This is a genomic window from Cupriavidus sp. GW823-FHT06D04 (assembly GCF_058795055.1).
This window is the reverse complement of sequence record NZ_JBXAHL010000056.1, coordinates 1-23,124: the sequence shown is the minus strand read 5'-3', so window position 1 is coordinate 23,124 and position 23,124 is coordinate 1. Positions and strand designations below refer to the sequence as shown.

The 23,124-nt window shown below is 58.2% G+C and carries 18 protein-coding genes and 4 pseudogenes; 19 read left to right on the top strand and 3 right to left on the bottom strand.

Annotated features, from left to right (window positions below):
* Positions 1 to 2 precede the first annotated feature (2 nt).
* Positions 3 to 1,457 carry an NAD-dependent succinate-semialdehyde dehydrogenase gene (locus tag AC1Q7H_RS36620; protein ID WP_492316678.1) on the bottom strand — a complete coding sequence of 485 codons (1,455 nt, stop codon included), beginning with the start codon at positions 1,455 to 1,457 and terminating at the stop codon, positions 3 to 5.
* Between the two features lie 497 nt (positions 1,458 to 1,954).
* Between AC1Q7H_RS36620 and AC1Q7H_RS36615 the strand changes: the two genes are divergently transcribed.
* The 3 genes and pseudogenes from AC1Q7H_RS36615 to AC1Q7H_RS36605 all read left to right on the top strand — a co-directional run bounded on the left by AC1Q7H_RS36615 (position 1,955) and on the right by AC1Q7H_RS36605 (position 4,190).
* Positions 1,955 to 3,019: a porin gene (locus AC1Q7H_RS36615; protein ID WP_492316679.1), complete on the top strand. Its 1,065-nt coding sequence runs from the start codon at positions 1,955 to 1,957 to the stop codon at positions 3,017 to 3,019.
* Positions 3,020 to 3,063: 44 nt separating this feature from the next.
* Positions 3,064 to 3,531, top strand: a pseudogene (locus AC1Q7H_RS36610) (Tn3 family transposase); the annotation flags it as partial.
* Between the two features lie 356 nt (positions 3,532 to 3,887).
* Positions 3,888 to 4,190: a hypothetical protein gene (locus tag AC1Q7H_RS36605; RefSeq protein ID WP_492316680.1), complete on the top strand. Its 303-nt coding sequence runs from the start codon at positions 3,888 to 3,890 to the stop codon at positions 4,188 to 4,190.
* Between the two features lie 65 nt (positions 4,191 to 4,255).
* On the opposite strand, the gene AC1Q7H_RS36600 is transcribed toward AC1Q7H_RS36605, so the two are convergent.
* Positions 4,256 to 5,173: a LysR family transcriptional regulator gene (locus tag AC1Q7H_RS36600; RefSeq protein ID WP_492316681.1), complete on the bottom strand. Its 918-nt coding sequence runs from the start codon at positions 5,171 to 5,173 to the stop codon at positions 4,256 to 4,258.
* A 127-nt stretch (positions 5,174 to 5,300) separates the two neighbouring features.
* Between AC1Q7H_RS36600 and AC1Q7H_RS36595 the strand changes: the two genes are divergently transcribed.
* The 16 genes and pseudogenes from AC1Q7H_RS36595 to AC1Q7H_RS36520 all read left to right on the top strand — a co-directional run bounded on the left by AC1Q7H_RS36595 (position 5,301) and on the right by AC1Q7H_RS36520 (position 22,685).
* A complete protein-coding gene (locus AC1Q7H_RS36595) occupies positions 5,301 to 6,293 on the top strand; it encodes an amidohydrolase family protein (protein ID WP_492316682.1) in 993 nt (330 codons plus the stop codon).
* A gap of 39 nt (positions 6,294 to 6,332) precedes the next feature.
* Entirely contained in the window at positions 6,333 to 7,079 is a 747-nt protein-coding gene (locus AC1Q7H_RS36590; protein ID WP_492316683.1) for a class II aldolase/adducin family protein, read from the top strand.
* A gap of 5 nt (positions 7,080 to 7,084) precedes the next feature.
* On the top strand, positions 7,085 to 8,086 hold the full coding sequence (locus AC1Q7H_RS36585) for a 2-dehydropantoate 2-reductase (RefSeq protein WP_492316684.1): 1,002 nt from the start codon (positions 7,085 to 7,087) through the stop codon (positions 8,084 to 8,086).
* Between the two features lie 191 nt (positions 8,087 to 8,277).
* Complete coding sequence (locus tag AC1Q7H_RS36580; protein WP_492316685.1) at positions 8,278 to 9,126, top strand: amidohydrolase family protein; 849 nt, start codon at positions 8,278 to 8,280, stop codon at positions 9,124 to 9,126.
* Positions 9,127 to 9,274: 148 nt separating this feature from the next.
* Positions 9,275 to 10,621 (top strand): MFS transporter, encoded by a 1,347-nt coding sequence (locus tag AC1Q7H_RS36575; RefSeq protein WP_492316686.1) that lies wholly within the window; start codon positions 9,275 to 9,277, stop codon positions 10,619 to 10,621.
* A gap of 62 nt (positions 10,622 to 10,683) precedes the next feature.
* Entirely contained in the window at positions 10,684 to 11,790 is a 1,107-nt protein-coding gene (locus AC1Q7H_RS36570) for a porin (RefSeq protein ID WP_492316687.1), read from the top strand.
* 1,604 nt (positions 11,791 to 13,394) lie between these two features.
* Positions 13,395 to 13,643, top strand: a complete 249-nt coding sequence (locus AC1Q7H_RS36565; RefSeq protein WP_492316688.1) for a hypothetical protein — start codon at positions 13,395 to 13,397, stop codon at positions 13,641 to 13,643.
* Between the two features lie 287 nt (positions 13,644 to 13,930).
* Positions 13,931 to 14,746: pseudogene (locus AC1Q7H_RS36560) on the top strand (IS630 family transposase); the annotation flags it as partial.
* Between the two features lie 615 nt (positions 14,747 to 15,361).
* Complete coding sequence (ltrA, locus tag AC1Q7H_RS36555) at positions 15,362 to 17,062, top strand: group II intron reverse transcriptase/maturase (protein ID WP_492316689.1); 1,701 nt, start codon at positions 15,362 to 15,364, stop codon at positions 17,060 to 17,062.
* 84 nt (positions 17,063 to 17,146) lie between these two features.
* Positions 17,147 to 17,413: pseudogene (locus AC1Q7H_RS36550) on the top strand (IS630 family transposase); the annotation flags it as partial.
* A gap of 12 nt (positions 17,414 to 17,425) precedes the next feature.
* Complete coding sequence (locus AC1Q7H_RS36545; RefSeq protein ID WP_435384804.1) at positions 17,426 to 17,725, top strand: hypothetical protein; 300 nt, start codon at positions 17,426 to 17,428, stop codon at positions 17,723 to 17,725.
* 334 nt (positions 17,726 to 18,059) lie between these two features.
* Positions 18,060 to 18,878, top strand: a complete 819-nt coding sequence (locus tag AC1Q7H_RS36540; protein WP_492316690.1) for a helix-turn-helix transcriptional regulator — start codon at positions 18,060 to 18,062, stop codon at positions 18,876 to 18,878.
* 222 nt (positions 18,879 to 19,100) lie between these two features.
* On the top strand, positions 19,101 to 19,319 hold the full coding sequence (locus AC1Q7H_RS36535) for a hypothetical protein (RefSeq protein WP_492316691.1): 219 nt from the start codon (positions 19,101 to 19,103) through the stop codon (positions 19,317 to 19,319).
* A gap of 3 nt (positions 19,320 to 19,322) precedes the next feature.
* Positions 19,323 to 21,020: an FAD-dependent oxidoreductase gene (locus AC1Q7H_RS36530; RefSeq protein ID WP_492316692.1), complete on the top strand. Its 1,698-nt coding sequence runs from the start codon at positions 19,323 to 19,325 to the stop codon at positions 21,018 to 21,020.
* A gap of 34 nt (positions 21,021 to 21,054) precedes the next feature.
* On the top strand, positions 21,055 to 21,243 hold the full coding sequence (locus AC1Q7H_RS36525) for a hypothetical protein (protein WP_492316693.1): 189 nt from the start codon (positions 21,055 to 21,057) through the stop codon (positions 21,241 to 21,243).
* Positions 21,244 to 21,554: 311 nt separating this feature from the next.
* Positions 21,555 to 22,685, top strand: a complete 1,131-nt coding sequence (locus tag AC1Q7H_RS36520; protein ID WP_492316694.1) for an IS110 family RNA-guided transposase — start codon at positions 21,555 to 21,557, stop codon at positions 22,683 to 22,685.
* A 227-nt stretch (positions 22,686 to 22,912) separates the two neighbouring features.
* Here AC1Q7H_RS36520 and AC1Q7H_RS36515 read toward each other — a convergent pair.
* Positions 22,913 to 23,124, bottom strand: a pseudogene (locus tag AC1Q7H_RS36515) (hypothetical protein); the annotation flags it as partial.

Here is a 23,124-nt window from a genome sequence, read left to right as displayed (position 1 = left end):
GATCAGAGCCCACCCAGGCAGACGTACTTCGTCTGCACATACTCCTCCATTCCGTACCTGGAGCCTTCCCGTCCCATGCCAGATTGCTTGATGCCCCCGAACGGCGCCACCGCAGTACTGATGACTCCGGTATTCACGCCTACCATCCCGTACTGCAGGGCACCGGCGACCCGCCATACGCGTGCCAGGTCCTTCGCATAGAAATAGGAGGCAAGCCCGAACTCGGTGTCGTTGGCCAGCCCGATCACGTCTGCCTCGTCCCGGAACGGCAAGAGGGGCGCCACCGGTCCGAATATCTCCTCAGTAGCCACCCGCATCGACGTGTCAACGTCGACCAGCACTGTTGGCTCAAAATAGCTCCCGCCGTGGACGTGGCGACCGCCGCCGACCACCGCACGGGCACCCTTGGACAAGGCGTCCGCTACCAGCGCCTCCACACTTCTCAAGGCGGGAGCGTCAATCAGAGGCCCAAGCTGGACGCCCGGCTCAAGGCCGTTGCCGACGCGCAGCGCCGTCGTCGCACGAGCGAATCGCGCGGTAAATTCCTCGTAGATGCCGGCCTGCACGTAAAAGCGGTTTGCACACACGCAGGTCTGCCCGCTGTTGCGATACTTTGCGGCGATGGCGCCTTGCACCGCCGCATTGAGGTCCGCATCTTCGAAGACGATAAATGGCGCGTTGCCGCCCAGCTCCAGAGACATCTTCTTCAGGGTCGGCGCGCACTGCGCAGCCAGGGTTCGCCCGATATCCGTGGAACCGGTGAAGGTCAGCTTGCGCACCAGCGAATTCGCTGTCAGTTCGCCGCCGATCACCCGCGCGTTTCCCGTGACCACGTTGAACACGCCGGGCGGGATGTCCGCCTGCTCGGCCAGCGCGGCCATGGCAAGCGCTGACAACGGCGTCTGCGAGGCCGGTTTGACAATAATTGTGCAACCCGCCGCCAGCGCAGGAGCGACCTTGCGCGCGATCATCGCGGCCGGAAAATTCCACGGCGTAATCGCCGCGCAGACGCCCACCGGCTCCTTCTGCACCAGCAATTGTTTGTCAGGCCACGGCGAGGGAAGGAGGTCGCCATAGACGCGCCGCGCCTCCTCGGCAAACCATTCGATGTACGAGGCCGCGTAGGCGATTTCGCCGCGCGCCTCCGCAAGCGGTTTGCCCTGCTCGGAGGTCATCAGGACTGCAAGGTCTTCCTGATGCTGGTTTAGCAGTTCGAACCAACGCTTGAGCAGGCGTGAGCGCGTTTCGGCAGTTTCCATGCGCCATTTCGCGAACGCTACGTCGGCGGCTTCGATGGCACGCCGCGTCTCGGTGGCTCCCATGTTGGGAACGGTGCCGAGTAGCTCACCGCTGGCTGGGTTGCGCACCTCGATCTTGGCGCCGTCGTGGGCGTGGACCCATTCCCCGTTGATATAGGTTTGATTCTTCAGCAGGCGTGGCTGAGCTTGGCTGGACATGAAATCCTGACTCCTGGTGGACCGGGACCACAAAGACAGGGTGCCCGACGATGGTTGCGTAAGTGGCTGGTGAGGGACGCTAGGGCGGTTGCCGGCGAGTCGGCCATCCCTGAACGCGCGAACAGCGCCTGGTGGTGTTGGCTCGCAGCGTTGTCTGATGTGCCACGCGCAGCGCGACAGAAGCACGCTCACAACTGACTGGTTGGCTGGCTGCAGGTTAAGGAATAGGTCCGGAATTTGTCGACTGAAGACAATGCATTTGCAGTATGGATTGAATAAATCGTCGGAATAGTGCGCTGAGCTATATGAATCAGGATGCTGCAATCAATGCATAAGCTCGAAGTCAGCAAGCCATTTACCATTGCCTCGGTCTCAAATAAGTTGATAGAAGCTCGTAGCGTTTCTGAGCACAGGTACGGGCGGCACAAGACACGAGACAGCGCGCCCCACATGGTTCATGCCGCTCCGGCGGGGCCACTCTTATTACCGGAGGAGCTATGAAGAATCATTTGACCATCGCGGGCGTCCTGCTCGCGGTGGGGGTAACCCACGCGCATGCGCAATCGTCAGTCATCCTTTACGGGACGGCAGACGTTGGCATTGAATATCTCAACCACGTTCCCGCTCCAACCGGACATGGAGAGAACCTTTACCGCCTGACATCGGCAAACATCGCGGCCAGCCGCTGGGGCATGCGTGGCGTGGAAGACCTGGGTGGCGGTCTAAAAAGAGTATTCGTGCTGGAAGGCGGCATCGTGCTCGACAACGGCATGGCTGGGCAGGGCGGACGGCTGTTCGGGCGCAAGGCGTATGTAGGCCTTGACAGCAATATGGTCGGGCAATTCACACTGGGCCGGCATCACAATGTGATGTTCGACCTGATAATTACCTTCGATCCGATGTATTTCGCGCCGAAGTATTCGTCCTTTAGCCATGATCCATGGTTGGCGGGACGAGTCGATAATGCCGCCAAGTACACTGGTCAGTTCGGTGGGCTCACCGTCGCAGCGCTGTACAGCTTCGGCATTGACTCAACCGTAGCCAACGGCTCTGAAGTCGCCGGTAACAGCCGCGTTGGCCGCGACATGAGCGCCGGCTTTGCCTACCAGGCGGGCAAGTTCCGTTTTGGCGGCGCATACGACCAACTCAACGGCAACTCGGCGGCGACGGCCGGGCTGACGGAGCGCCGCTATGTTGGCGCGGCCGCGGTTGATATCGGGCCCGTGACCGCATACCTGGGGTATCGGCGGCTCGTCAGTCAATTGCTGGTCTCCATGACGCGGACTGATCTGATGTGGAGCGGCGCAAACTGGAACATTACTCCCAGCCTTGCGCTGACCGGTGCGGTTTACAAGACGAACGACCGAACCTCCGCCAAGGGCCCGATCTCGTTCGTATTGTCGGTCGACTACCGGCTTTCCAAGCGGACCGACGCCTACGTTACAACCTCGTACACCAAGAATAACGGCGGCTCAACGCTGGGAGGCAATGGCTACGACGGCTCGGTTGTCCCCGGTCTAAACCAGATCGGCGCGGTAATCGGTATGCGCCACAGTTTCTGAGCTGATGCTATCCCGCCCCGGTTGGCCGCACCGCGATTGCCACTTCACTCAAACCTATTCGCGACGACTGGGACGGGCTGCTGCAGCTCGTTGCATCAGTCAAGTCAGGGCGTGTCAGCGCTGTCGTCGCGTTGCAGCGATTCGGCAGCGCAGCCCGAGGAGATCCGATTCATCGGACGGCGGAACAACTTGGCAAGCTGCTGCGTACCCTGTTCCTGTGTGACTATTACAGCAACGTCGAGTTTCCGCCGAGAACTGCATGCACTACTCAGTCGCGGTGAGTCGGTGCACAAGCTCCAGCGTGCGATCTTCACAGGCAAGGCCATGCCAGCGCGCGGAGACGGCGTCGTGACGCGAGGATCGCGATTTCTGGTTCCTTGACCCTGCTGACGAACTTGGTGCTTGCGTGGAACACGCAGCGCATGTAAGTGCCAGTTGATGCTTGGCGTGGCAAGGGGCAGCGAGTTGATGACGATTGGCTCCGTCGGATGGGACCGGCGCGTTCGACGCATGCATGCTTGATGCGGCGCCCTGCCAGCGTGCCGCGGGCTCGCGAAGGCCACCTTCGAGGAGGCAAGATGGACAACAATGCCGACGCGGTGGACGAGGCAGTGCTCCTTTCCGGTAGTCAACGCGCTGATACGCGCCGACATCGCTCACTCGAAGCAGTTTTGTATCCTTGAACGTGCTGCGCACATTGCGAAGCCGGCAATTTTGCGTGGCCGGTAACGCCGCTTGCTCCTCTGTCCCGGTTGTCCGGGCTTCTCGATAGGCGGCAGCCAAGTCTGCATGGCCAAGGTCGCAGAACAGATGGCGGGAATATCTGCCGGGGTGGAAGTCCTGCTTCCGACTGGCACAGACAGCCCAGATGTTCAAAGATCTGGACTCATGGATACGCCGCCACCGCCTCAGGGCCATTCAGCTCAAGCACTGGCGCGTTGGAACGACGGTCTACAGTCGTCTCCGAAGTCTCGGCGCGGCTCATGAGCTGGCAGCCCCTCATTGTCGGCGGTGCCGATCGCTGGTGAGCTCACAGCGAGGCTGGTCTGAACCGCATTCTTACGATCTGATACGTCGACGCACTTGGCTTCCCGCCTCATATGACCTCAACTTCTCTAACCGCCTGGTGCGAACCCGCATGCCAGGTGGCGTGGCACCGGCGCGGCTCTAGCCGCCGTCCCTATACCGATCAACACTTCCAATTCGCTGTCTCACGATGAGCCTGGTCGAAACATTTTAGAGGGAACCTATCTTTGATCCAAATTCTGCGACTATTAGCTGTCGAAGCCATATGTTGCCCGCATCTTCATGGAATCGCCGATGCCAGTACAGCCGGATTGTGCTGGTGGGTAATGGCATCGGAAGTTTCAAGGTTACGAGATTCCAATGGCGCACAAGCACATCCGCCAACTGTTCTGGAACCACGGCGAGGCAGTCATCCGACTCAAGTAGAGGCGGAAGTAATAAATAGGACGGCATTGAAACGGTATGTGATCGCGTTAGGCCGCGCGAGGCCAAAGACTCATCGATGTTGCCTTGGATGCCTGAAGCGGTGTGGACGACAACCTGCGGAGTGCTGGCGAACTGTTCTAACGTAAGTGAGCTCCCAGCAAACGGGTGTTGAGATCGGACCAAGCATACGTACGTTCGCTCATACAACCTGCGTTGATAAAGCGAGGAACGCAACGCGGGAAATGCGCCGATCGCAAGATCGGCTTCTGCCCGCTCCAGCGACTGTTCAATTGCCGGCTGCGCAAGATTGAGTAGTCGCAATTCAATTTGAGGGGCCTGCGCACGTACTGCACGGACAATAGCTGGCCACAGCACATAGCTACCCACGTCAGAGAGGCAAATGCTGAACAGACGTTGAGTGCGCTTTGGATCATATGCTCCCCCCTGGAGAATGTCATCACGGACTTGTCCGAGTATCGACGCCAAGGGACCGGCGAGGTCAGCCGCGCGCGCCGTGGGGCGCATTCCACGTCCTGTGCGCACCAAGAGTTCGTCTCCAAGAAGCGTACGCAGTCTGGCTAATGCCGCACTTAAGGCCGACTGGCTCATCTTAAGCTCCTGCGCGGCCAGTGTGACGCTTTGGTGCCTAAGTAGCGCATCCAACACAGGTAGGAGGTTAAGGTCTAGACCTCTGATATCCATGGTATCGATTCTTGATATTGCCGAAATCTGCTTTTAAAGCATTCTGGTGCGATATAGCATTCAGGTCAACAGTCCCTCGTCCCCTGTACCTGCCCAAATGAGGGCGCGAAAGAGAGCAACTCTCAGAATGACCGCATACATCGACGTTCACCATCATCTTCTGCCCGACTTCTATATCGACGAGGTTGGCATGGAGCCAATTCTGACGCAGGCGCCGCGCTATTCCAGCGTCGCGCTGGAATGGACGGCACAAAAATCGCTGGACGCCATGGACGAAAACGGCGTGGCCCTTGCATTGTTGTCGATTTCAGCACCCGGATTATGGTTTGGTGATCGGGATGCCACAGTGCGGCTTGCGCGCCGATGCAACGACTACATGGCATCGCTGGTTCAACAATTTCCGACGCGTTTTGGCATGTTTGCCGCGCTGCCATTACCAGCCGTCGACGCGTCGCTCGCCGAAATCGCACATTGCGCCGATACCTTGTGCACTGATGGCTTCGGACTCTTCAGCAGCTACGGAAACCAGTATCTCGGAGCCCCGGAGTTCGCACCGGTATTTGATGAACTTAACCGCCGAGGCGCTACGGTCTTTGTGCATCCGAATGCAGGTGAGGCATCCCGCCGTCTGTTGCCAGATTTTCCTGCTTCCATTCTGGAATTTCCGTTAGACACAACTCGCTCAGTCATGAGTCTATTGTTCAGCGGCACAATGGCCCGTTGCCCGAACGTGCGCTTCATCTTTTCGCATGCCGGAGGTGCGGTCCCATTCCTGGCCCACCGGATGGCGCGGCTTGAGGCAGTCGAAACGTTCGCCGAGAAAACGCCTGGCGGTGCGATGAAGTTGCTGCAACGCCAATACTACGATACTGCGCTTTCCGCGAACGAGCCGGCCCTGGCTGCACTGACAAAATTTGTTCCCACGAGCCAGATCTTATTTGGCAGCGACTTTCCCTTCGCTCCGGGCATGATGGGGCGCACCATTTCCACGCTAAAAAACTATGGATTTGATGAAGAATCCCACCACGCAATCGCTTGTGCGAACGCTAGGACGATTCTTCGGGGAGTTGCTGGGAGGGTAGGGAACACGAGCGCCGCACCTGAGAACCAGCCTACGTGATCCACGTACCCTTCAATCCATCCATCTAACGAGCTACCAATGTCGCTATCTACATTCCCGGACGATGAACGAGCTCTCCGAATCGAGCTTGCCGCGTGCTATCGAATCTTCGCCCTGCTGGGCTGGACAGAACTCGTCTTTAACCACATCTCGCTTCGAGTACCTGGCGAAGAACCTCACTTTCTTATCAATCCATTCGGCTTGCACTACACCGAGGTAACAGCATCCAACTTAGTGAAGGTAGATCTGCACGGAAATCTGGTGCGCCATGAGTCATGGCCGATCAATCCAGCTGGCTTTATTCTGCATTCGGCCATCCACGGCGGTGTCGCGGATGCCCATTGCATTATGCACACTCATACAACCGCAGGCTGCGCGGTCGCGGGTAGTCAAGCCGGACTTTCGATGGACAACTTCTATGCTGCACAACTGCACGGACGCCTGGCTTACCACGATTTCGAAGGCGTTACGGTTCATGCAGACGAGGGCCCGCGAGTGGTGAGGTCGATCGGGAATGCGCATGCGGTTATTTTGCGCAATCACGGTCTTCTTTCATGGGGATCAACTTTGCCGGAGGCGTTCGCATATTTGTGGACCCTACAGCGAGCTTGCGAGATCCAGGTTGCTGGCGCCGTGCTTGGAAAGACGATTCCTATTCCGGAAGCGGTCCAACGCAGGGCGAGCGAAGACGCCTTGCAGTTTGACTCGGCGCATGGAGTTGGCCGCGTAGTCTTCGACGCACTGGTGCGGCAAGTTGATCAAATCGATCCTGGATACAAGGTGTGATCGGTATGAAAGTTTGCATCTTTGGCTTAGGCGCGGTAGGCGGATTGATTGCTGGGCGGTTGGCGCTCGCCGGAACGGAAGTCAGTGCTGTCGCCCGAGGTGAGACACTTGTGAGCGTCAGGCGTAGTGGCATGACGCTCATCGAAGAAGGCTTGACATGTCGGGTGCCACTGCGCGTCGAGGAAGATCCTGCACAGCTGGGTGCGCAGGACTTAGTTATCCTTGCAGTGAAGAACACCGCATTGAAGGATATTGCACCGCTAATTGCGCCACTGCTCGGGAAGCATACGGCCGTACTTTCGGCGATGAACGGAGTGCCGTGGTGGTTCTGCATTGGACTGGGAGATGAGGTTAGAGATTTTCGTCTGGAGACAGTCGACCCTGCCGGGGTGATCAGCCGTGCAATTTCACCGGAACGCGTGATTGGCTGTGTGTGTAATCTCTCTGCGAGCACGCCCACCCCCGGTACCGTCGCCTACGTGAGTGGCCCGCGATTGACTATCGGGGAGCCTACAGGTGGCGCTGATACTGAACGTTGTATTGCCACTATTTCGAGTCTACGCGCTGCCGGCTTTGATGTGGTAGCTGCAGATTCGATACAGCAAAGCATCTGGTTCAAGCTCTGGGGCAACATGACGGTGAATCCAATCTCGGCTCTTACACACGCGACGGGTGACCGGATCGTTGACGATATTCTGGTTCGGGACTTTATGTCACGTTGCATGCTCGAAGCGTCAGCGGTGGGCGAAAGCATCGGTCTTCAGATCCCGGGCGACCCATATTCCCGGCATGCTGTTACGCGTCGCTTAGGAGCGTTTCGTACCTCGATGTTACAGGATGTCGAAGCAGGGAGGCCGACCGAACTGGACGCGTTGGTGGGGGCCGTTCTGGAGATCGCTCGTTGGCGGGGGATTGCTACCCCAAATATCGACGCGCTATTCGGTCTTGCCAGGCTCCAGGCACGTTGCCTCGGCCTTTATCCCGAAGACGAAAAATATGAGAAGTAGCCCTTAAATATACCGTTATGTCGGACTCGATCCGAAAAGTGGGTCGACGTGGATAAATCTTGGCTCCAACATTCATGAGAGCCTGCGTTCACCACACGAACCTAATCCAACGCAGAAAATTGCTAACGGTTGTGCTCGTTTGATTGCTAAGAGTGCAAGGTGAACTGCGAATTGTTTTTGGATTTTACACAATGAAAGCGCTAACCGTTCCACAAGGTTCTTGGGACACGCATTTCCACGTTTTTCAGAATGGTGCCGCGACACCAGCTGCGTCGATCGGGGCGTATTCACCGATGGATGCACCGGTTGAAAAGCTGAATGCCATGCACGCGCGCCTCGGCGTGGAGCGCGGTGTCGTTGTCCAGAGTACCGCTGAGGTTTCAGACCACGATGACTTTATCGAGCTTTTGCAGAAAAATCCTCGGTTGCGTGGTGTGATCCGCTTTACCGATTCCCTAAGTGATACGGACCTCGCGAGACTGCACGACGCCGGCGTCCGCGGCATTCGATTTGCTTTCGCGCGCTTCATGAAGCAACCGCGTGTAGAAAAAGAAGTATTCCTACGCACCGCTGAACGTGCACAGGAACTTGGCTGGCACATCAAGGTGCATGTGGAAGGTCCGGACCTTCTGGAACTCCAGAGCTGGATACGGGCTGTCAAGGGTCCGCTTGTGGTGGACCATATGGCACATCTTCGGCCAGCGGAAGGCCTAGAGCAGCCAGCTCTGCGGGCGCTATTGGATCTGCAGAAGCAAGGCAATGTATGGATCGGCATCTGCAACTTCGACCGCTGGTCGAATGAAGGCGCACCGAACTATGCCGATAGTCTTCCGATGGCTCGTGCAGTGCTGCATAACGCGCCTGACCGAGTAATTTGGGGAACTGACTGGCCGCACCCAATGTATCGAAATCCATATATCCAAGGCGAGCCGCAGCCGCATGATGAGGACCTACTTAGGTTCGTCATGGAGAGTGCGGATCACGACTCCGACCTTATTCAGAAGCTTTTGGTCACGAATCCATTGTCCTTGTATTCGTGAGATGCAATTGATGACGTCTACCGCTGAAAGCGGAATAACGTCCTGTTCGGCTACCCAAGCGCGTGTCGCGCAATTCATACCATAAGACGAGATTGCATGTCCCTGCCCCACAGGATGACGTGCATTGCTCTAAAATACGGAGACAACCATGTCAAACGCATCTAATTCGTCAAAGGTTATATCCATCGAGGAGGAAAGAGTCCGTCAGAAAATGTTTCGCAAAATTTTCTGGCATATAATGCCGCTGACGTCAATCGCCTTTCTAGTTTCACAAATCGACAAGATGAACGTAGGCTTTGCAAAGCTTACAATGTTCGAGGAGTTGGGGTTCAGCGACACCATTTATGGTCTTGGTGCGACCCTGTTCCTGATTGGTTACGCGCTGTTTGGCGTGCCGAGCAATTTCGCACTGCGCGCCGTTGGGGCGCGGAAATGGCTTGGGCTCCTGATGATCCTCTGGGGCATCGCATCCGCAGCCACGTTGTTCGTCAAAACACCGGCTCAGTTCTACGTTCTACGTTTTCTGCTTGGTGCTGCAGAAGCCGGCTTCTACCCCGGTGTGATTTTCTATTTTAGCGCCTGGTTCACCAAGGAATATCGCACTAAAGCCGTTGCAATATTTATGACGGCGTCGGCAGTGGCAGGTGTTATTGCCGGACCGCTTTCTGGAGCGCTCATGCATTACGCCGATGGCGCCTATGGTCTCGCCGGCTGGCAATGGCTATTTTTCGTGGAAGCGTTGCCAGCCGCCGTCCTAGGCGTTATCACCTGGGCAGTTCTAGCGGATCGCCCCGAGAGCGCACGTTGGCTCACTGGCAAAGAGAAAGCCGCTATTGCGCATGCTCTCGCCCAGGAGTCTACTGAGGAAACAAAGATGAGCGTTTCAGTGCTATTCAGAAAGCCGAGAATTTGGCTGCTTGGGGCGATTTTTGGTTGCAACAACATATTGTTCTTTGCTGTCCTCTTCTGGCTACCATCTCTCATCAAAGCTTCCGGCACCCGCGATGTGCTAGCAATTGGCTCACTGTCAGCAATTCCTTGGGCGCTTGCTGCTGTCATGATGTTGGTCGTTGCGGCCTATGTTGATCGCCGGCAAAACAGCCACAGTACCTTGATCGCGATCTTTAGCCTCAGCGCCTTCGCATGGACAGTGGCCCCAGCTGTAATTGGGAATATTCCCTTGTCACTTCTCGCATTGAGCACGACGGTCGCTTGTGCAACGTCTGCGGCACCTGTATTTTGGAATCTCCCTGCCGCTGCATATAAGGGGGCTGTCGGCTCTATAGCGGTAGCGTTTGTGATGGCGCAGAGTCAATGCTATACGTTTATCTCTCCTTATCTCATCGCGTTGCTCAGAGAGGAAACGGGGGGCATGAACTCAGTAATGCACTTCGTGGCGGGAGTCTCAGTACTAGCTGCCGTGCTTGTTAAATTGGACCAGCGATTGTCTAGTCGCGTTCTAGATCCGAAGCGAGCCGTTGTCTCATTGGGTTAGGTAGTGCCGGTGAATATCAAAATCAGTGCAGCAAAGAATATAAAAGCACAGTAGGAGACATAATGCGTACGCTTCTAATCCTCGCCATTGTAGGGTCGGTTATCGCTGCAGCGCCTTCAAGCGCCCAGGCACAGTCCAGCGTGACACTTTACGGCGTGGTTGACTCTGGTATTGAATACATAAACAACGTCGGCGCCACAAAGGCTAGTCTGACACGCGTGCCGAGCCTCACCGGCACGGTGCCATCGCGCTGGGGCCTGCGCGGCACCGAGGACCTGGGCGGTGGGCTGAAAGGGCTGGTGTGGCTCGAATCCGGTTTCGCCCCCGACGCTGGTACCTCCAACCAGGGCGGCCGGTTATTCGGCCGGCAGGCAATGATTGCGCTACAGAGCGACAGGTGGGGCCAGGTATCGCTTGGCCGGCAGTACACGATGCTGTTCTGGGCAACGCTAGACAGTGACATATTGGGACCCAACATCTACGGCTCCGGTTCGCTTGACAGTTACTTACCCAACGCCCGTGCGGACAACGCAGTTGTCTACAAGGGCTCCTTCGGGGGCTTCACAGTGGGTGGTACCTTCAGCGTTGGCCGTGATACTGTCAATGCGGGACCTAGCCCATCAGGGACCAATTGTGCCGGCGAAAACCCGGCCGACAGGAAGGCTTGCCGGGAGTGGTCAGCCATGGTCCAGTACGCTACCGGTTGGTGGGGTGTGCACGTGGCCTATGACTCTTTGCGAGGCGGTCCGGGTGCCTTCAGTGGGTTGGTCAACAGCGATCTCACCGACGACCGGCTCTCCGTGGGTGGCTACATGATCCTCGAACGCGCCAAGATAGGTGCTGGAGTGATTCGCCGCGACAATGACGGTAGCCGCACGCCTCGCAGCGAGCTATGGTACCTCGGCGCCTCATATGAGATCACCCCGGCCTTCACCTTGGCCGGTCAAGGCTATTATCTGAAGTTCCACAGTTCTGATAACAGGGCGACTTTGTTTGCACTGCGTGGAACTTACTCTTTTAGCAAGCGGACGTCGGTCTATGCCACTACCGGCTTTATCAACAACGGTGGCCAGCTCGCACTTTCCGTCAGCGGTGGCGCGGCGGGCTCCAACCCGGCGCAGGGCGGCAATCAGTTCGGCGCTATGGTCGGAGTCAAACACATTTTTTAAGACCGGAGCGCTAGCGCGGCAAGGAAGCTCTGTCTAGCGCCTAGTCTGGTTGCCGATCTTCGTTTGCTCCCTGAGGAGAAGCGCAGATGACTTCCTGCGGCTACCTCTTGCCAAACACTCCACGCGCTGGGCGCAGACGCACGCGACCAGCACGAGGTAACCGCACGCATTATTCCAGTCCCTGTATGTAGGTCAATTTCTATGTTCAAGCCCACCACAGAAGCCCAACAGTCGATCTATTCTGACTACCAGATGATCGACCCTTGGTTGCCGTCGTACTATCCACCACGGCAGGAACGCAAGTAAGTTATCGTCGCCGGCTCTGGCCCCGTAGGCATGGCCACGGGAGCTAGCGCGTCACTTCGTCGCCAGGGTCGTAGTCACTTCTGAACGCAGGTATCTGAAGGCAGCCGCGCCATCGTGCTTATGTGCCGCTCGATGGAGATTCTGCATCAGGGTGAGATTGCTGACCATATTACCTCTTGTCTGTGGTACGGACCGTGATTATCGTTTCGTCGCTTACTGGCGCGGGATACTTGGTCGCGCGCGGCCGCTGTTTGAGGGGAACAGAGAATGCGGATGGCCATCTGTGAACATAGATTCTGGAGAAGCGAGAAGGATGGTCAACAAACTAGAACATCAGTTCGCAGGACAGGCCAGAACCTATATCGAAGCGGGATACGCAATAGAGGTGGATATTCTGCAAGTCGCAGACGGGAGCTGGGCAGCGTTCATCCGTCTGTCAAAGCTCGCCGACGCACACCTTCCTGCCATGCATTTCATGCTTAACGTTCGAGAATCCCACCATGGCGTTTTCATACACGCTGGCGCTGACACGCGCGTGCGTGTCACAGTTCGCACCCGCCGCCGCGGCTACTATCGCGGACTTCGTCAAGGTCGGCAAGGCCGACACATAGGCAGCATACCAGGGGCCATCTCCTGATCCGATGGGTCGGCCAGTATCTCGAGTACTGGTGTGGCGGCCCAGAAAGTATCCTGAGCTGGACGCTGCGCTTCTGCGCGCTGGGCGCATACGCACGCAATCAGCACGTTGTAACACGCACACCTCATTCCAGCCCTGTATGTAGGTCAATTTCTATGCATAAGCCCATTTCCTCAAGCGTTCGTGTCGGTCGGCATCCGGGAGCGAGTCTTGATGATGGGCGGCGAAGTTGAATATCAAGTCGGCGCCAGCGCGAGGAGCCACAATACAAGCGAGTATCCCAGGAGTAGTGGCGTAGAGTTTCCCCCAAGGATATGCCTTCCAATAGGTCGTCGTGTGTAGGCTCGATCCAAAGGTTCCGGTCAAAGTAAGTTCGAGCGCCTGATGTGCGAGAGGTATCTAGGCATGCTGACATCGTCAACGGGTCAAGAACGGCTTCGGATCGCGGCAGACAGGATCCCGGTCAGGCACTTCCTGTGCAGGCTGGTGGAATACGGCTACGGCATGCGTTGCTCGATGACCCGCAACGCAGGACAACGCCACTATGGAGTCCATCTCGTCCCGGACCTCTTCGACCGAAGATTTGCAGTTACGGGACGGTTCAGTCCTACTTTGCAACAATGTACTTAACGGTGCCATAACCGTACCGGAGGAACCAAACATGTCTGCGTGCAATCTGTGCCTATCGCAATTGGACCGGCCGGGGCATGTCCCTCCGCATCCGAAACTGGCGAAATTGGCAACGCTGCGCATCGTCAGCCGCGAAAAGGCCTTTGTATATCGTTGCGGGCATTGCGGCGAGACGCTGCTGCTGGCGTCGCCAGACGGGGACGTGGCCGACCGATGGACGCTGCTGGATGTTAGCGAATGGCAGTCTGAACAACCGGCCGCAGCACAAGCGGGGTTGTAGCACCAATCGATTTCATGAACGGTCAGAAAGTGTGGATTTCTCGCATCCGGCACTCGGACCTGTTGATTTTGCTTGCTCGGACGAAAAGCCAACGGCGGTGGTGGTGTTGGCGGTGCCAGCATATGCCTCCACCATTACGATGTCAGCTTGCGTCTCGATGATCGCGCGCTGCTGATCGGTGTAGGTTCGCGCTGCCTGGACAGCGGGGCGCAGCGAGGTCGCGCCGAAGCTAGTACGACATCCCGTAAATACCTTGAATAATTAATCGCCTCCGATATCATGTCGGGATGAGCCGAGGTCGTCATGCAACGCCAGTGAAGTTGGCGAAGAAAGAACAACAGAAACTGATCTCGCTGATCGAGCGGAAGACGGCTGCGCAGCGAGATGTGATGCGCGCTCGTATCGCCTTGTGGGCCCACGAGGGCCACTCCAATACTGTCATTGCGCGGGAACTGGGTGTATCGGTGCAAACGGTTTGCCTGTGGCGCAAGCGCATTGCCCAGCAAGGTGCCCAAGGCATTCGTGAGGGCGAGCGCAGTGGCCGTCCGCCACGCATTTCGCACGAGGCGCGACTGCAGTTGATCGCGCTGGCGTGCGAAACGCAGGAACCTGAGGGACGGGTCACGCCCACGCTCGACGAGATTGTGGCGCGCGCGGTGGAGCGCGGCGTCGTTGAGCAAATCAGTCGCAGTCAGGTGCAGCGTATTCTGCAGGCCGGCGACGTGCGTCCGCACCGGGTCCAGCAGTGGCTACACAGCCCGGATCCGGCTTTTCGCGAGAAGGTCAACAGGATTTGCAAGCTGTACCGCAAGGCGCCTCGAAACGCGGTGGTGCTCAGTATCGACGAGAAGACCGGCATTCAGGCCATCGAACGCAAGCACCCAGGACGTGACCCCGCACCGGGCCGGCTTCGTCGGCGTGAGTTTGAGTATGTTCGTCACGGCACCCAGGCGTTGATTGCCGCGCTGGACGTGCATACCGGACAGGTGCTGGCAGATTTCCGCGACCGGCGCACCCAGGAGGATTTGGTAGCCTTCATGGAGCGCGTGGCAGCCGCGTACCCGGGAAAACAGGTGCACGTCGTCTGGGACAACCTGAACAGTGCGACGTGAAAGTCGCCAGACTCGTTGTTTCACCGCCGGAAACGGCGGGAGGAAACCGGGCGTTCCGTCGCCCGTAGTCTACCGGTGCATGCGATGCTGGCAACGGCGTTGTATGAAGCCACCGGGACAATGTAGCCCGGCGCAAGCCGAGTCTGGGTCGCGAGACCAAGGCTCCTCTGCGAGTGTCGATGCGGAGGGGGCGCTAGACTGGATGGCATGATCAAGATATCTGAACTGCTGTTAAACACCGTCATTGTCAAAAGGCCAAAGGCACTGACAGGCCTTACCCAAAATGGGAACGTAGTGAGGCCCGCCCTTTTGTTTATGGGGCGGCACGGACAGACACACTACCGGTGAAGAGGCAGGATCTAAACCATTCGTGCGAATCTGGTGGAACACGGTAAACCCGTATCGCTGCCCATCCGGGCAGGCCGACCGTGAGGAAGGCTGTTGGCGGTGCGGGCAAGGGAGTGCGGAGAAAGCGAATGCCACCCTGTAATCGGGCGGACAGGGATTGCGCTGCAAGGCAACATCATCCCACGCGAAAGCGGGCAGACTTCCGCATGGTCTTTCGTCACGAGAGAGCTTGACTAACCTTCAAAGGAGGAGAAGCAGATGACTGTGCAGCAGTTCGGCGCGGGTGCGTCCTCCGACCGCGCACGACACTGGCACGACATAGATTGGGCCAGATGTCATCGCGAGGTTCGACGGCTGCAGGCACGTATCGTGAAGGCCCAACAGGCCGGCAAGTACGGCAGGCTGAAAGCCCTGCAGTGGTTGCTGACCCACTCGTTTAGCGGCAAGGCACTCGCCGTTAAACGGGTGACTGAGAATCGCGGAAAGCGGACTCCCGGCGTAGATGGCATCACTTGGTCTACGCCAAAGTCCAAGCTCGAAGCAGTGTTGTCGCTCAAACGGCGCGGATACCAACCGCGTCCGCTGAGACGGATCTTTATCCCGAAGGCCAACGGGAAACAGCGGCCCTTAGGCATTCCCTGCATGGTCGACAGGGCTCAGCAGGCATTGCATCTGCTCGCTCTGGAGCCTGTCGCGGAGACAACGGCGGACCCAAACTCGTACGGGTTCAGGTCTGTCCGGTCAACTGCGGATGCGATCGAACAGTGCTTTCGGGCGCTGGCACGATCGGACTGTGCGCAGTGGATCCTTGAGGCTGATATCCGCAGCTGTTTCGACGAAATTTCGCACGACTGGCTTGTCGCCAACATCCCTACGGACAAGGCGATACTGCAAAAATGGTTGAAGGCAGGCTACCTTCATAACCGTGTTCTTCACTCAACGCAGGTTGGTACACCGCAAGGCGGTATCGTTTCTCCTGCGCTGATGAACATGACCCTCGACGGACTAGAGCGAGCCTTACATGCGCAGTTTGGCAGACGGGGCCGTAACCCAACGAAGGTCCACATCGTCCGTTATGCTGACGACTTTATTGTCACCGGCGCAACGCGTGAAGTACTGGCGGATGAAGTGCAACCGATGGTCGAGCAGTTCCTGGCGGAACGGGGGTTGTCGTTATCGCCAGAAAAGACCCGGATCACACACATTGACGATGGGTTCGATTTCCTCGGCATGAACGTGCGCAAATATGGCGGCAAGTTGTTGATTAAGCCGGCCAGAACGAGCGTTCAGCGCTTCCTGCGCAAGCTGCGGGACATTGTGAAGAACAACGCGACGGCGCGGCAGGACTGGCTGATCAGGAAACTCAATCCGCTCATTCAGGGATGGGCCAACTATCACCGGCATGTCGTATCGAAACGTATCTTCAGCAACATCAGTCACGCGATTTGGCAATGTCTGTGGCGCTGGGCACGGCGACGGCATCCGCGAAAGAACGCTCGGTGGATCAGGGCGAAGTATTTCCGGGTCGTTGGCTCGAATCACTGGGTCTTCGGCATCGAAACCAGCAGGACGCCCGGCACAGGAGAGCCCAAACTTCTGACGCTGTACGACATCGCCAGCACGCCGATACGGCGGCACCGGAAAATCAGGGCCGCCGCCAACCCGTTCGACCCGCAGTGGGAAAGCTATTTCGAGGAACATCTTGGCCTCGCGATGATGGACTCACTCAAGGGGCGGAAGCGGCTTATCCGGCTGTGGCTGAGCCAGGAGCGGACGTGTCCCGTCTGTCACCAAATGATTACGAAGTCCAGCGGGTGGCGTCTAACCCATCTGGAACGGGTGATCGATGGTGGCACGGACGCGAGTCGCAATCTGCTGATGCTGCATCCGGACTGCCACGGGATCGCGCGTGGCCGACGATTCTCAGTGGTTAAACCGGCTCCGGCGACGGGGCTTTGAAAGGCTTGAGCGAAATGCGGGGAAACTCGCACGTTTCGTTCTTAGGGGAGGGCCCGGTGGCAACATCGGGTCCTTACCCGACCACATTGTGCCCAGTCCGTCTGGCAGGCGTTTAACACACGGCACGATGAGCAGTTTCACTTCCACTTCACGCCGTTGCACGCGAGTTGGGTCAATCAGATCGAACTCTGGTTTGCCCGCTACACGCGCCGGGTTCTGCGCCAAGCGAGCCACACCAGCATCGCGCACCTGCGTGAGCGCACCGAGCAGTTTATCCGCGCGCACAATCAGGCGGCCCGCCCGTTCAAATGGAGTTTCCGGGGCTACCCGCTGCAAACCGGCGCATCGTAATCGAGGATCGACATGCCAGCCTTACCCGCCAAACATTACGCTGCCGAATTGCAGCGGCAACTGCGCAGCCTGCTCGGCCACGAGCAGATTGTCACGCAAGCCTACGGGCGTCACCTGCTGATCAAACGTCTGGACGACGAGGAGCCGACCGTGGTGGCTCGGCTGACCGAGCTCGGCCGCAATCGTTATGGCGCCGCTTTTCGCAGCCATAGCGGGCGTTGGGAACCGTTGCCAGGCAACGGTACACTCGACGAGATGGCCGAGGTGGTCGTCACGCTCCTGCACCTATATCTGCAGCCCGATAATTATTAAAGCCATTTACGGGATGTTGTACTAGAGCCACGCAACGAACCCCAACAAAGCCACAGGGACAAAGAAATCGAGATGACAGTACCGCCAATCTGTAGAAAACCACCCCCTAGATCAGGGCAACGCAGGCAAGGCAAATTTCGCGCAGCCGGTATCCGTCGCTAACCACCCACAGTACCGCCTGAACGACCCCGCAAGATAGTGTCTACGTGAACCGGTGCTGTGCGGGGCTCACGTAGTGGATACGATGCCCCGACTCGAGCGTGTATGTGTCGCCGGCCTGCCCGAATCCCCCGTATGTACTACACTCTATCGAGTCCCTCAGTTATCCGGCCGCATGCGATCCTGGTCCCTTGACCGCCCCCCCATATCAGGTCAGCTTGACCTTTCTCGGGCCATCGGCCTGGTGTCATCGATTGGTGCCACCGAAGCGAATGCCTTCGCGACAGAAGTCCTCAAGTTGCTGGGCGAGCTGGCGGGCATTTCGCAATGCACGGTGTTTGCCTACGAGTTCGGTAACCGGCCGCGCACGATGTCGGTGGCGGACCACCGCGGGGGGCGCTATCTGCGCGATGTGGCCGACACCTACGCGAACCGATTTTATATGCTGGATGGCATTCAGCGGATCGTTTCGGTGCGGCGTCCGCGACGGATCGGAAGCGATCTGCAGCTGCATCAGCAGACCAGCGAAGACATTGCGCATGAGGGGTATCGCGCGACGTGCTACCACCACCCCAATGTATCAGACCGGCTCTCACTGCTTCTTCAGCCAGCGGATGAAATCTGGCTTTCTGTAAATCTCTACCGTGACAGTAATCGGGGGCCGTTTAACGCACGAGAGATTGCACAGGTAGAGGCCATGGCACCACTGATCGCCCAAGCATTGCGCCACCACTACGCGCTGTGCGGACAGGTGCAAATGGGCGTTCCTCAATTGATGCTGGCGCGCCTGAGAGGGCTTTGCCCGGATCTTTCCAAGCGCGAATTGGACGTCCTGCGCGGCGTGCTGGAAGGCCGAACCGCCCAGGACATTGGCGAGTGCATCGGCGTGAAGCCTTCTAGCGTTGTGACCTATCAGAAGCGCGCCTACCGCCACTTGGGCATTGCGAGCCAACGCCAGTTGTTCGCCTTATGTCTTTCCACAAGCAATTTATAAGGGTTTTTCCGTAGGCTTGGTACCCCGCGCCTTGTACCCAAATTAGGGACAGGCATCGCTGGGCTCCCATCCATACTCTGCTCATCGCCGCGAACTAGGTCCAAGGTGCGACGAGAAATTGCATTGGGTTCTATTGCCCGAGACAGTGCAGATGCCGGAGTCAGCCAAATGGGAGCGCCTACATTCCTTGCGCCACCCATACCACCCGACCCCGGCTCCCGCATGAGTGCCAGCAAGGCCTCGCCTCGGCTCTTGTCGTTACTCAACATCGGCATTGCCGGGCTGAGCATGACGAGTATCCAGTACGGCAAGGCAACGACACTGTTCTACGTCGGCTATATCGCGCCGTGCGCCGCTGTGCTGCTAGCGATCGGCGGCGTCGTTGTTCTTGATGCTGTCAAGCCGTATGCATGGGGTCGCCTGAGTTTTATTCCGGAGTAAACAATGAGCATCGCATTTCAACCTTATCCCTTTGAGGCTAAAACCTACGCTCCCGCGACACCTATGCTGCGCGATGGTATCGACACAAAACACCATAATGTCGCGATCGTAGGCGGCGGTCCCGTGGGGCTGACGCTTGCGCTCGGGCTCGCCACCCACGGCATTGCCAGCGTGTTAATAGAAGCGGATGCTTCAGTATGCAGCGGCAGTCGCGCGATATGCATCTCGCGTCGTAGCCTCGAGATCATTGAACGAATCGGCGCTCTCGATGGCTTTCTTAAAACGGGGCTGCCCTGGACCGGCGGAAGAAGCTTCTACCGCGACACTGAAGTGCTCCACTTCACGATGCCGCAAGACGCCGACCAGAAGTTGCCACCGATGATCAACTTGGCCCAGTATCACATCGAGCAGTTCCTGCTCGACGCCGCGGAAAAGCGTGCCGATCTTATCGACATCCGTTGGCAGACCCGCGTAACAGGTCTGGTGGCGCGAGATGACGGCGCCACCCTGCAATGCCATACGCCTGATGGCGACTATGCACTCAACGCTGACTGGGTGGTGGCCTGTGACGGCGGGCGCAGCACCATACGTGAACTTACGGGTCTGCCTCTTCAGGGCACCAGTTACGAAGGCCGCTACGTGATCGTCGACATTAAACTGGAGAGCGACCGTCCGACTGAACGCCTCGCGTACTTCGACCCGTCCTCAAATCCAGGTTCGACCGTGTTGGTCCACAAGCAGCCTCACAATGTCTGGCGTATCGATTACCAATTGCGTGACGGCGAGGATGCCGAAGCCGCAACTCGGCCTGAGAACGTCATTCCTCGCGTGAAAAGCCTATTGGATATGATGGGCGAGCGCGGCGACTGGGCTCCCATCTGGATTACGATCTATAAGGCCAATGCACTAACGCTGGAGCGCTATCGGCACGGTCGCATATTGTTCAGCGGCGATGCTGCGCATCTTGTACCAATCTTCGGCGTGCGTGGGGCAAACTCGGGCATCGACGATGCTGACAATCTTGCGTGGAAGCTCGCGTTTGTTATCGAGGGTCTGGCCGCGGACGCACTGCTTGATACCTACTCAGACGAACGAGTCTACGCCACGCATGAGAATCTCAGTTACGGGACCAAAAGCACGGAGTTCATGGCGCCGCCGTCGTTTGCGTTCGAACTCATGCGAAAGGCGGTGCTCGGGCTCGCGGTCAGGCACGAACATGTGCGCTCCCTCATCAACCCACGACAATCTTCGGCGATCAGCTACCGCGAATCATCACTTAACGTGGCGGACGTTGACCCCTTCGCGGCCGGCCCGAAGCCGGGCGCGGTGCTACCGGAAATGCCGCTCACTATTCTTGCCGATGGCGCGGCGCGTGCAGGCCACCTCACCGACCTCGTAAAGCCGCGATTCACGGTGCTTTATTTTACACAGAATGGCACAGTGCCGGCCGAACTTTTGGCGTTGGAAGTCAGCCTGCAGGCCCAAGGCCTGCCATTCGCGGTATTGCCGGTTTGCGCACAACGGCCATCGGCACCCACAGGCGAATATGCTTGGGACCACGACGGGCGACTGTTTGACCGATATGGCGCGCGTGTCGGCACTCTGTACCTGATACGCCCCGATGGACACGTGCTCGGCCGCTGGCTGACAGGATCCGCCGCCAGCGTTGCCAACGCCCTGCTGCATTGCCTCTCATCGTAAATGTTTCCTGCGACCTAATCGCTAAAATACCGCAATGACCGACACTGATCTTGACGCCGTCTACACTCATCTTTGTAACACCCTAACTTCGCTCGGCGAAACCAACGCGGCGCTGTACCTGGCCAGGCTTTCCTTGCTGGCAATTGACAGACTCGGCGATGTCGATGTGGCGACCACGCTCATCGATGCGGCCGCGGTGGAGTTCCATCCGAGCGAACACTAGCTCGGTGCAGCCCATGTGACGTCGCATCTATCAGCCTGATCTCGCCCCGAGGCTACTCGGCATTGCATGTGCCACTTTCCACATCACTCTGAGCCGCATGATGACGATGACGGCCATTCCAATCGACGCGGGCGCGGCCGCCGAACGCTTGGCTTCCGGCTGATTAGCTCTAGCGGACAGAATAGGCAGTATGACTTCCCGTGCTGCAGAGGCTGGCCCGCCGCGAGGAATCAAACGCGGGTTAGCATTGCTGCCAGAGCCGCACGGTGCGGACAGGGCCGCACCCGGCGATTTCCAGCGCGGAGGCCAGCATGGAAAACGATATCACGTTGTATGTGGGTCTGGACGTTCACAAGGACTCGATCACGGTCGCTTACGCACTCGGCACCGGCGAGGTCGAACTGTTTGGCAAGATCGGTACGTCAAAGGCGAATATCGATCGCCTGTGCAAGCGCCTGCAGTCTAAAGCGCGCCGGATCCGCATCGTCTACGAGGCGGGCCCATGCGGATATGGCCTTTACCGGCAGCTTGCAGGGAAGGGATTCGAATGCATGGTGTGCGCGCCGTCGCTAATCCCGAAGAAGCCCGGCGAGCGCGTCAAGACCGATCGGCGCGATGCGGTCAAGCTGGTGCGTTCGCTGCGTGCAGGGGACCTGTCGGCGGTGTACGTGCCCAGCGTCGAGGACGAAGCATTCCGGGATCTGTCACGCGCCTGGGTCAACGCCAAAGACGATCTGAAGCGTGCCCGCCAACGACTGAAGGCTTTTCTGCTTTCACATGGGGTCCGCTACAGCGGCAGATCCGACTGGGGACCAGCTCACCGGCGCTGGATCAGTGCCTTTGTGTTCGATAGCGCGTGGCAGCAACTTGCCTTTGACGAATATCGACGTGCTATCGAGGACCGGATCGCGCAATGCAGCCGTCTCGAAGCGGCCCTGCGCGAGGCGGTGGTCAACTGGCGCTTCTACCCGGCCGTACTGGGCTTGCAGACCATGCGCGGGGTGCAGTTCACCACCGCCGTTGGCATGCTCGCGGAACTAGGTGATCTCTCGCGCTTTGCACATCCGCGCCAGTTGATGGCCTGGCTCGGTGTGACGCCCGCCGAACACTCGTCAGGCGAAAAACGGCGCCAAGGCAGCGTCACCAAGACCGGCAACAGCTACGCAAGAAAGCTGCTCGTCGAGGCTGCCTGGAGTTACCGGCACCCAGCACGGGTGAGCCCCGAGATCCAGCGCCGGCACGAAGGCATCCCAAAGGCCATCGTTGACCGGTCCTGGGACGCCCAGGTTCGACTGTGCCGGCGCTATCGGAGACTTGCCGCTCGTGGCAAGAACCCGAACATTGCGGTGGTCGCGGTGGCGCGCGAACTGAGCGGGTTCATCTGGGACATCAGCCAGCTTGCCATGTCGTTGGCTACACCGCGAGAGGCGTACGCGGTGTAACGCAGCGCTTCGGCAACCACCACAACCCACTGGGAGGAATTTCCTGAAGGCGGCGTAGCCCGGGCACCCCGAGTAACCCGCGAAGATACTACGCAAGGGATGTCATCCGATTTGCGACCATAGGTAGCGGCAGGCTCGTTGGGCGGACCTCTGTAATGCGGTAGCCAACCCGCGAATATCAGTGTGACCCACCGTCGAGACTTACTGCTACGTCGCCTTCAGGAAATTCAGATCAAATGCACAAACCAGATACCCAAAAAACCAATCCCGATTGACACGGGAAATGGAATGAACGCCTCCCACCTGCGGGGGGCCGTGGAGACCCAATCCACCCAAGATAAGCCGCCAAGAAAAATCGCAATTTGCGCCAAGAACGCTTGACAGGTGACGAGGTTCGAGTGGCCGCCGCCCTGCTTGCGCTGGCTGTTTAGCGCAAGCA

Coding starts and splice junctions, on each gene's coding strand:
- AC1Q7H_RS36620 (WP_492316678.1), bottom strand. CDS start 1,457: ATGTCCAGCCAAGCTCAGCCACGCCTGCTGAAGAATCAAACCTATATC.
- AC1Q7H_RS36615 (WP_492316679.1), top strand. CDS start 1,955: ATGAAGAATCATTTGACCATCGCGGGCGTCCTGCTCGCGGTGGGGGTA.
- AC1Q7H_RS36605 (WP_492316680.1), top strand. CDS start 3,888: ATGTTCAAAGATCTGGACTCATGGATACGCCGCCACCGCCTCAGGGCC.
- AC1Q7H_RS36600 (WP_492316681.1), bottom strand. CDS start 5,173: ATGGATATCAGAGGTCTAGACCTTAACCTCCTACCTGTGTTGGATGCG.
- AC1Q7H_RS36595 (WP_492316682.1), top strand. CDS start 5,301: ATGACCGCATACATCGACGTTCACCATCATCTTCTGCCCGACTTCTAT.
- AC1Q7H_RS36590 (WP_492316683.1), top strand. CDS start 6,333: ATGTCGCTATCTACATTCCCGGACGATGAACGAGCTCTCCGAATCGAG.
- AC1Q7H_RS36585 (WP_492316684.1), top strand. CDS start 7,085: ATGAAAGTTTGCATCTTTGGCTTAGGCGCGGTAGGCGGATTGATTGCT.
- AC1Q7H_RS36580 (WP_492316685.1), top strand. CDS start 8,278: ATGAAAGCGCTAACCGTTCCACAAGGTTCTTGGGACACGCATTTCCAC.
- AC1Q7H_RS36575 (WP_492316686.1), top strand. CDS start 9,275: ATGTCAAACGCATCTAATTCGTCAAAGGTTATATCCATCGAGGAGGAA.
- AC1Q7H_RS36570 (WP_492316687.1), top strand. CDS start 10,684: ATGCGTACGCTTCTAATCCTCGCCATTGTAGGGTCGGTTATCGCTGCA.
- AC1Q7H_RS36565 (WP_492316688.1), top strand. CDS start 13,395: ATGTCTGCGTGCAATCTGTGCCTATCGCAATTGGACCGGCCGGGGCAT.
- ltrA (WP_492316689.1), top strand. CDS start 15,362: ATGACTGTGCAGCAGTTCGGCGCGGGTGCGTCCTCCGACCGCGCACGA.
- AC1Q7H_RS36545 (WP_435384804.1), top strand. CDS start 17,426: ATGCCAGCCTTACCCGCCAAACATTACGCTGCCGAATTGCAGCGGCAA.
- AC1Q7H_RS36540 (WP_492316690.1), top strand. CDS start 18,060: ATGCGATCCTGGTCCCTTGACCGCCCCCCCATATCAGGTCAGCTTGAC.
- AC1Q7H_RS36535 (WP_492316691.1), top strand. CDS start 19,101: ATGAGTGCCAGCAAGGCCTCGCCTCGGCTCTTGTCGTTACTCAACATC.
- AC1Q7H_RS36530 (WP_492316692.1), top strand. CDS start 19,323: ATGAGCATCGCATTTCAACCTTATCCCTTTGAGGCTAAAACCTACGCT.
- AC1Q7H_RS36525 (WP_492316693.1), top strand. CDS start 21,055: ATGACCGACACTGATCTTGACGCCGTCTACACTCATCTTTGTAACACC.
- AC1Q7H_RS36520 (WP_492316694.1), top strand. CDS start 21,555: ATGGAAAACGATATCACGTTGTATGTGGGTCTGGACGTTCACAAGGAC.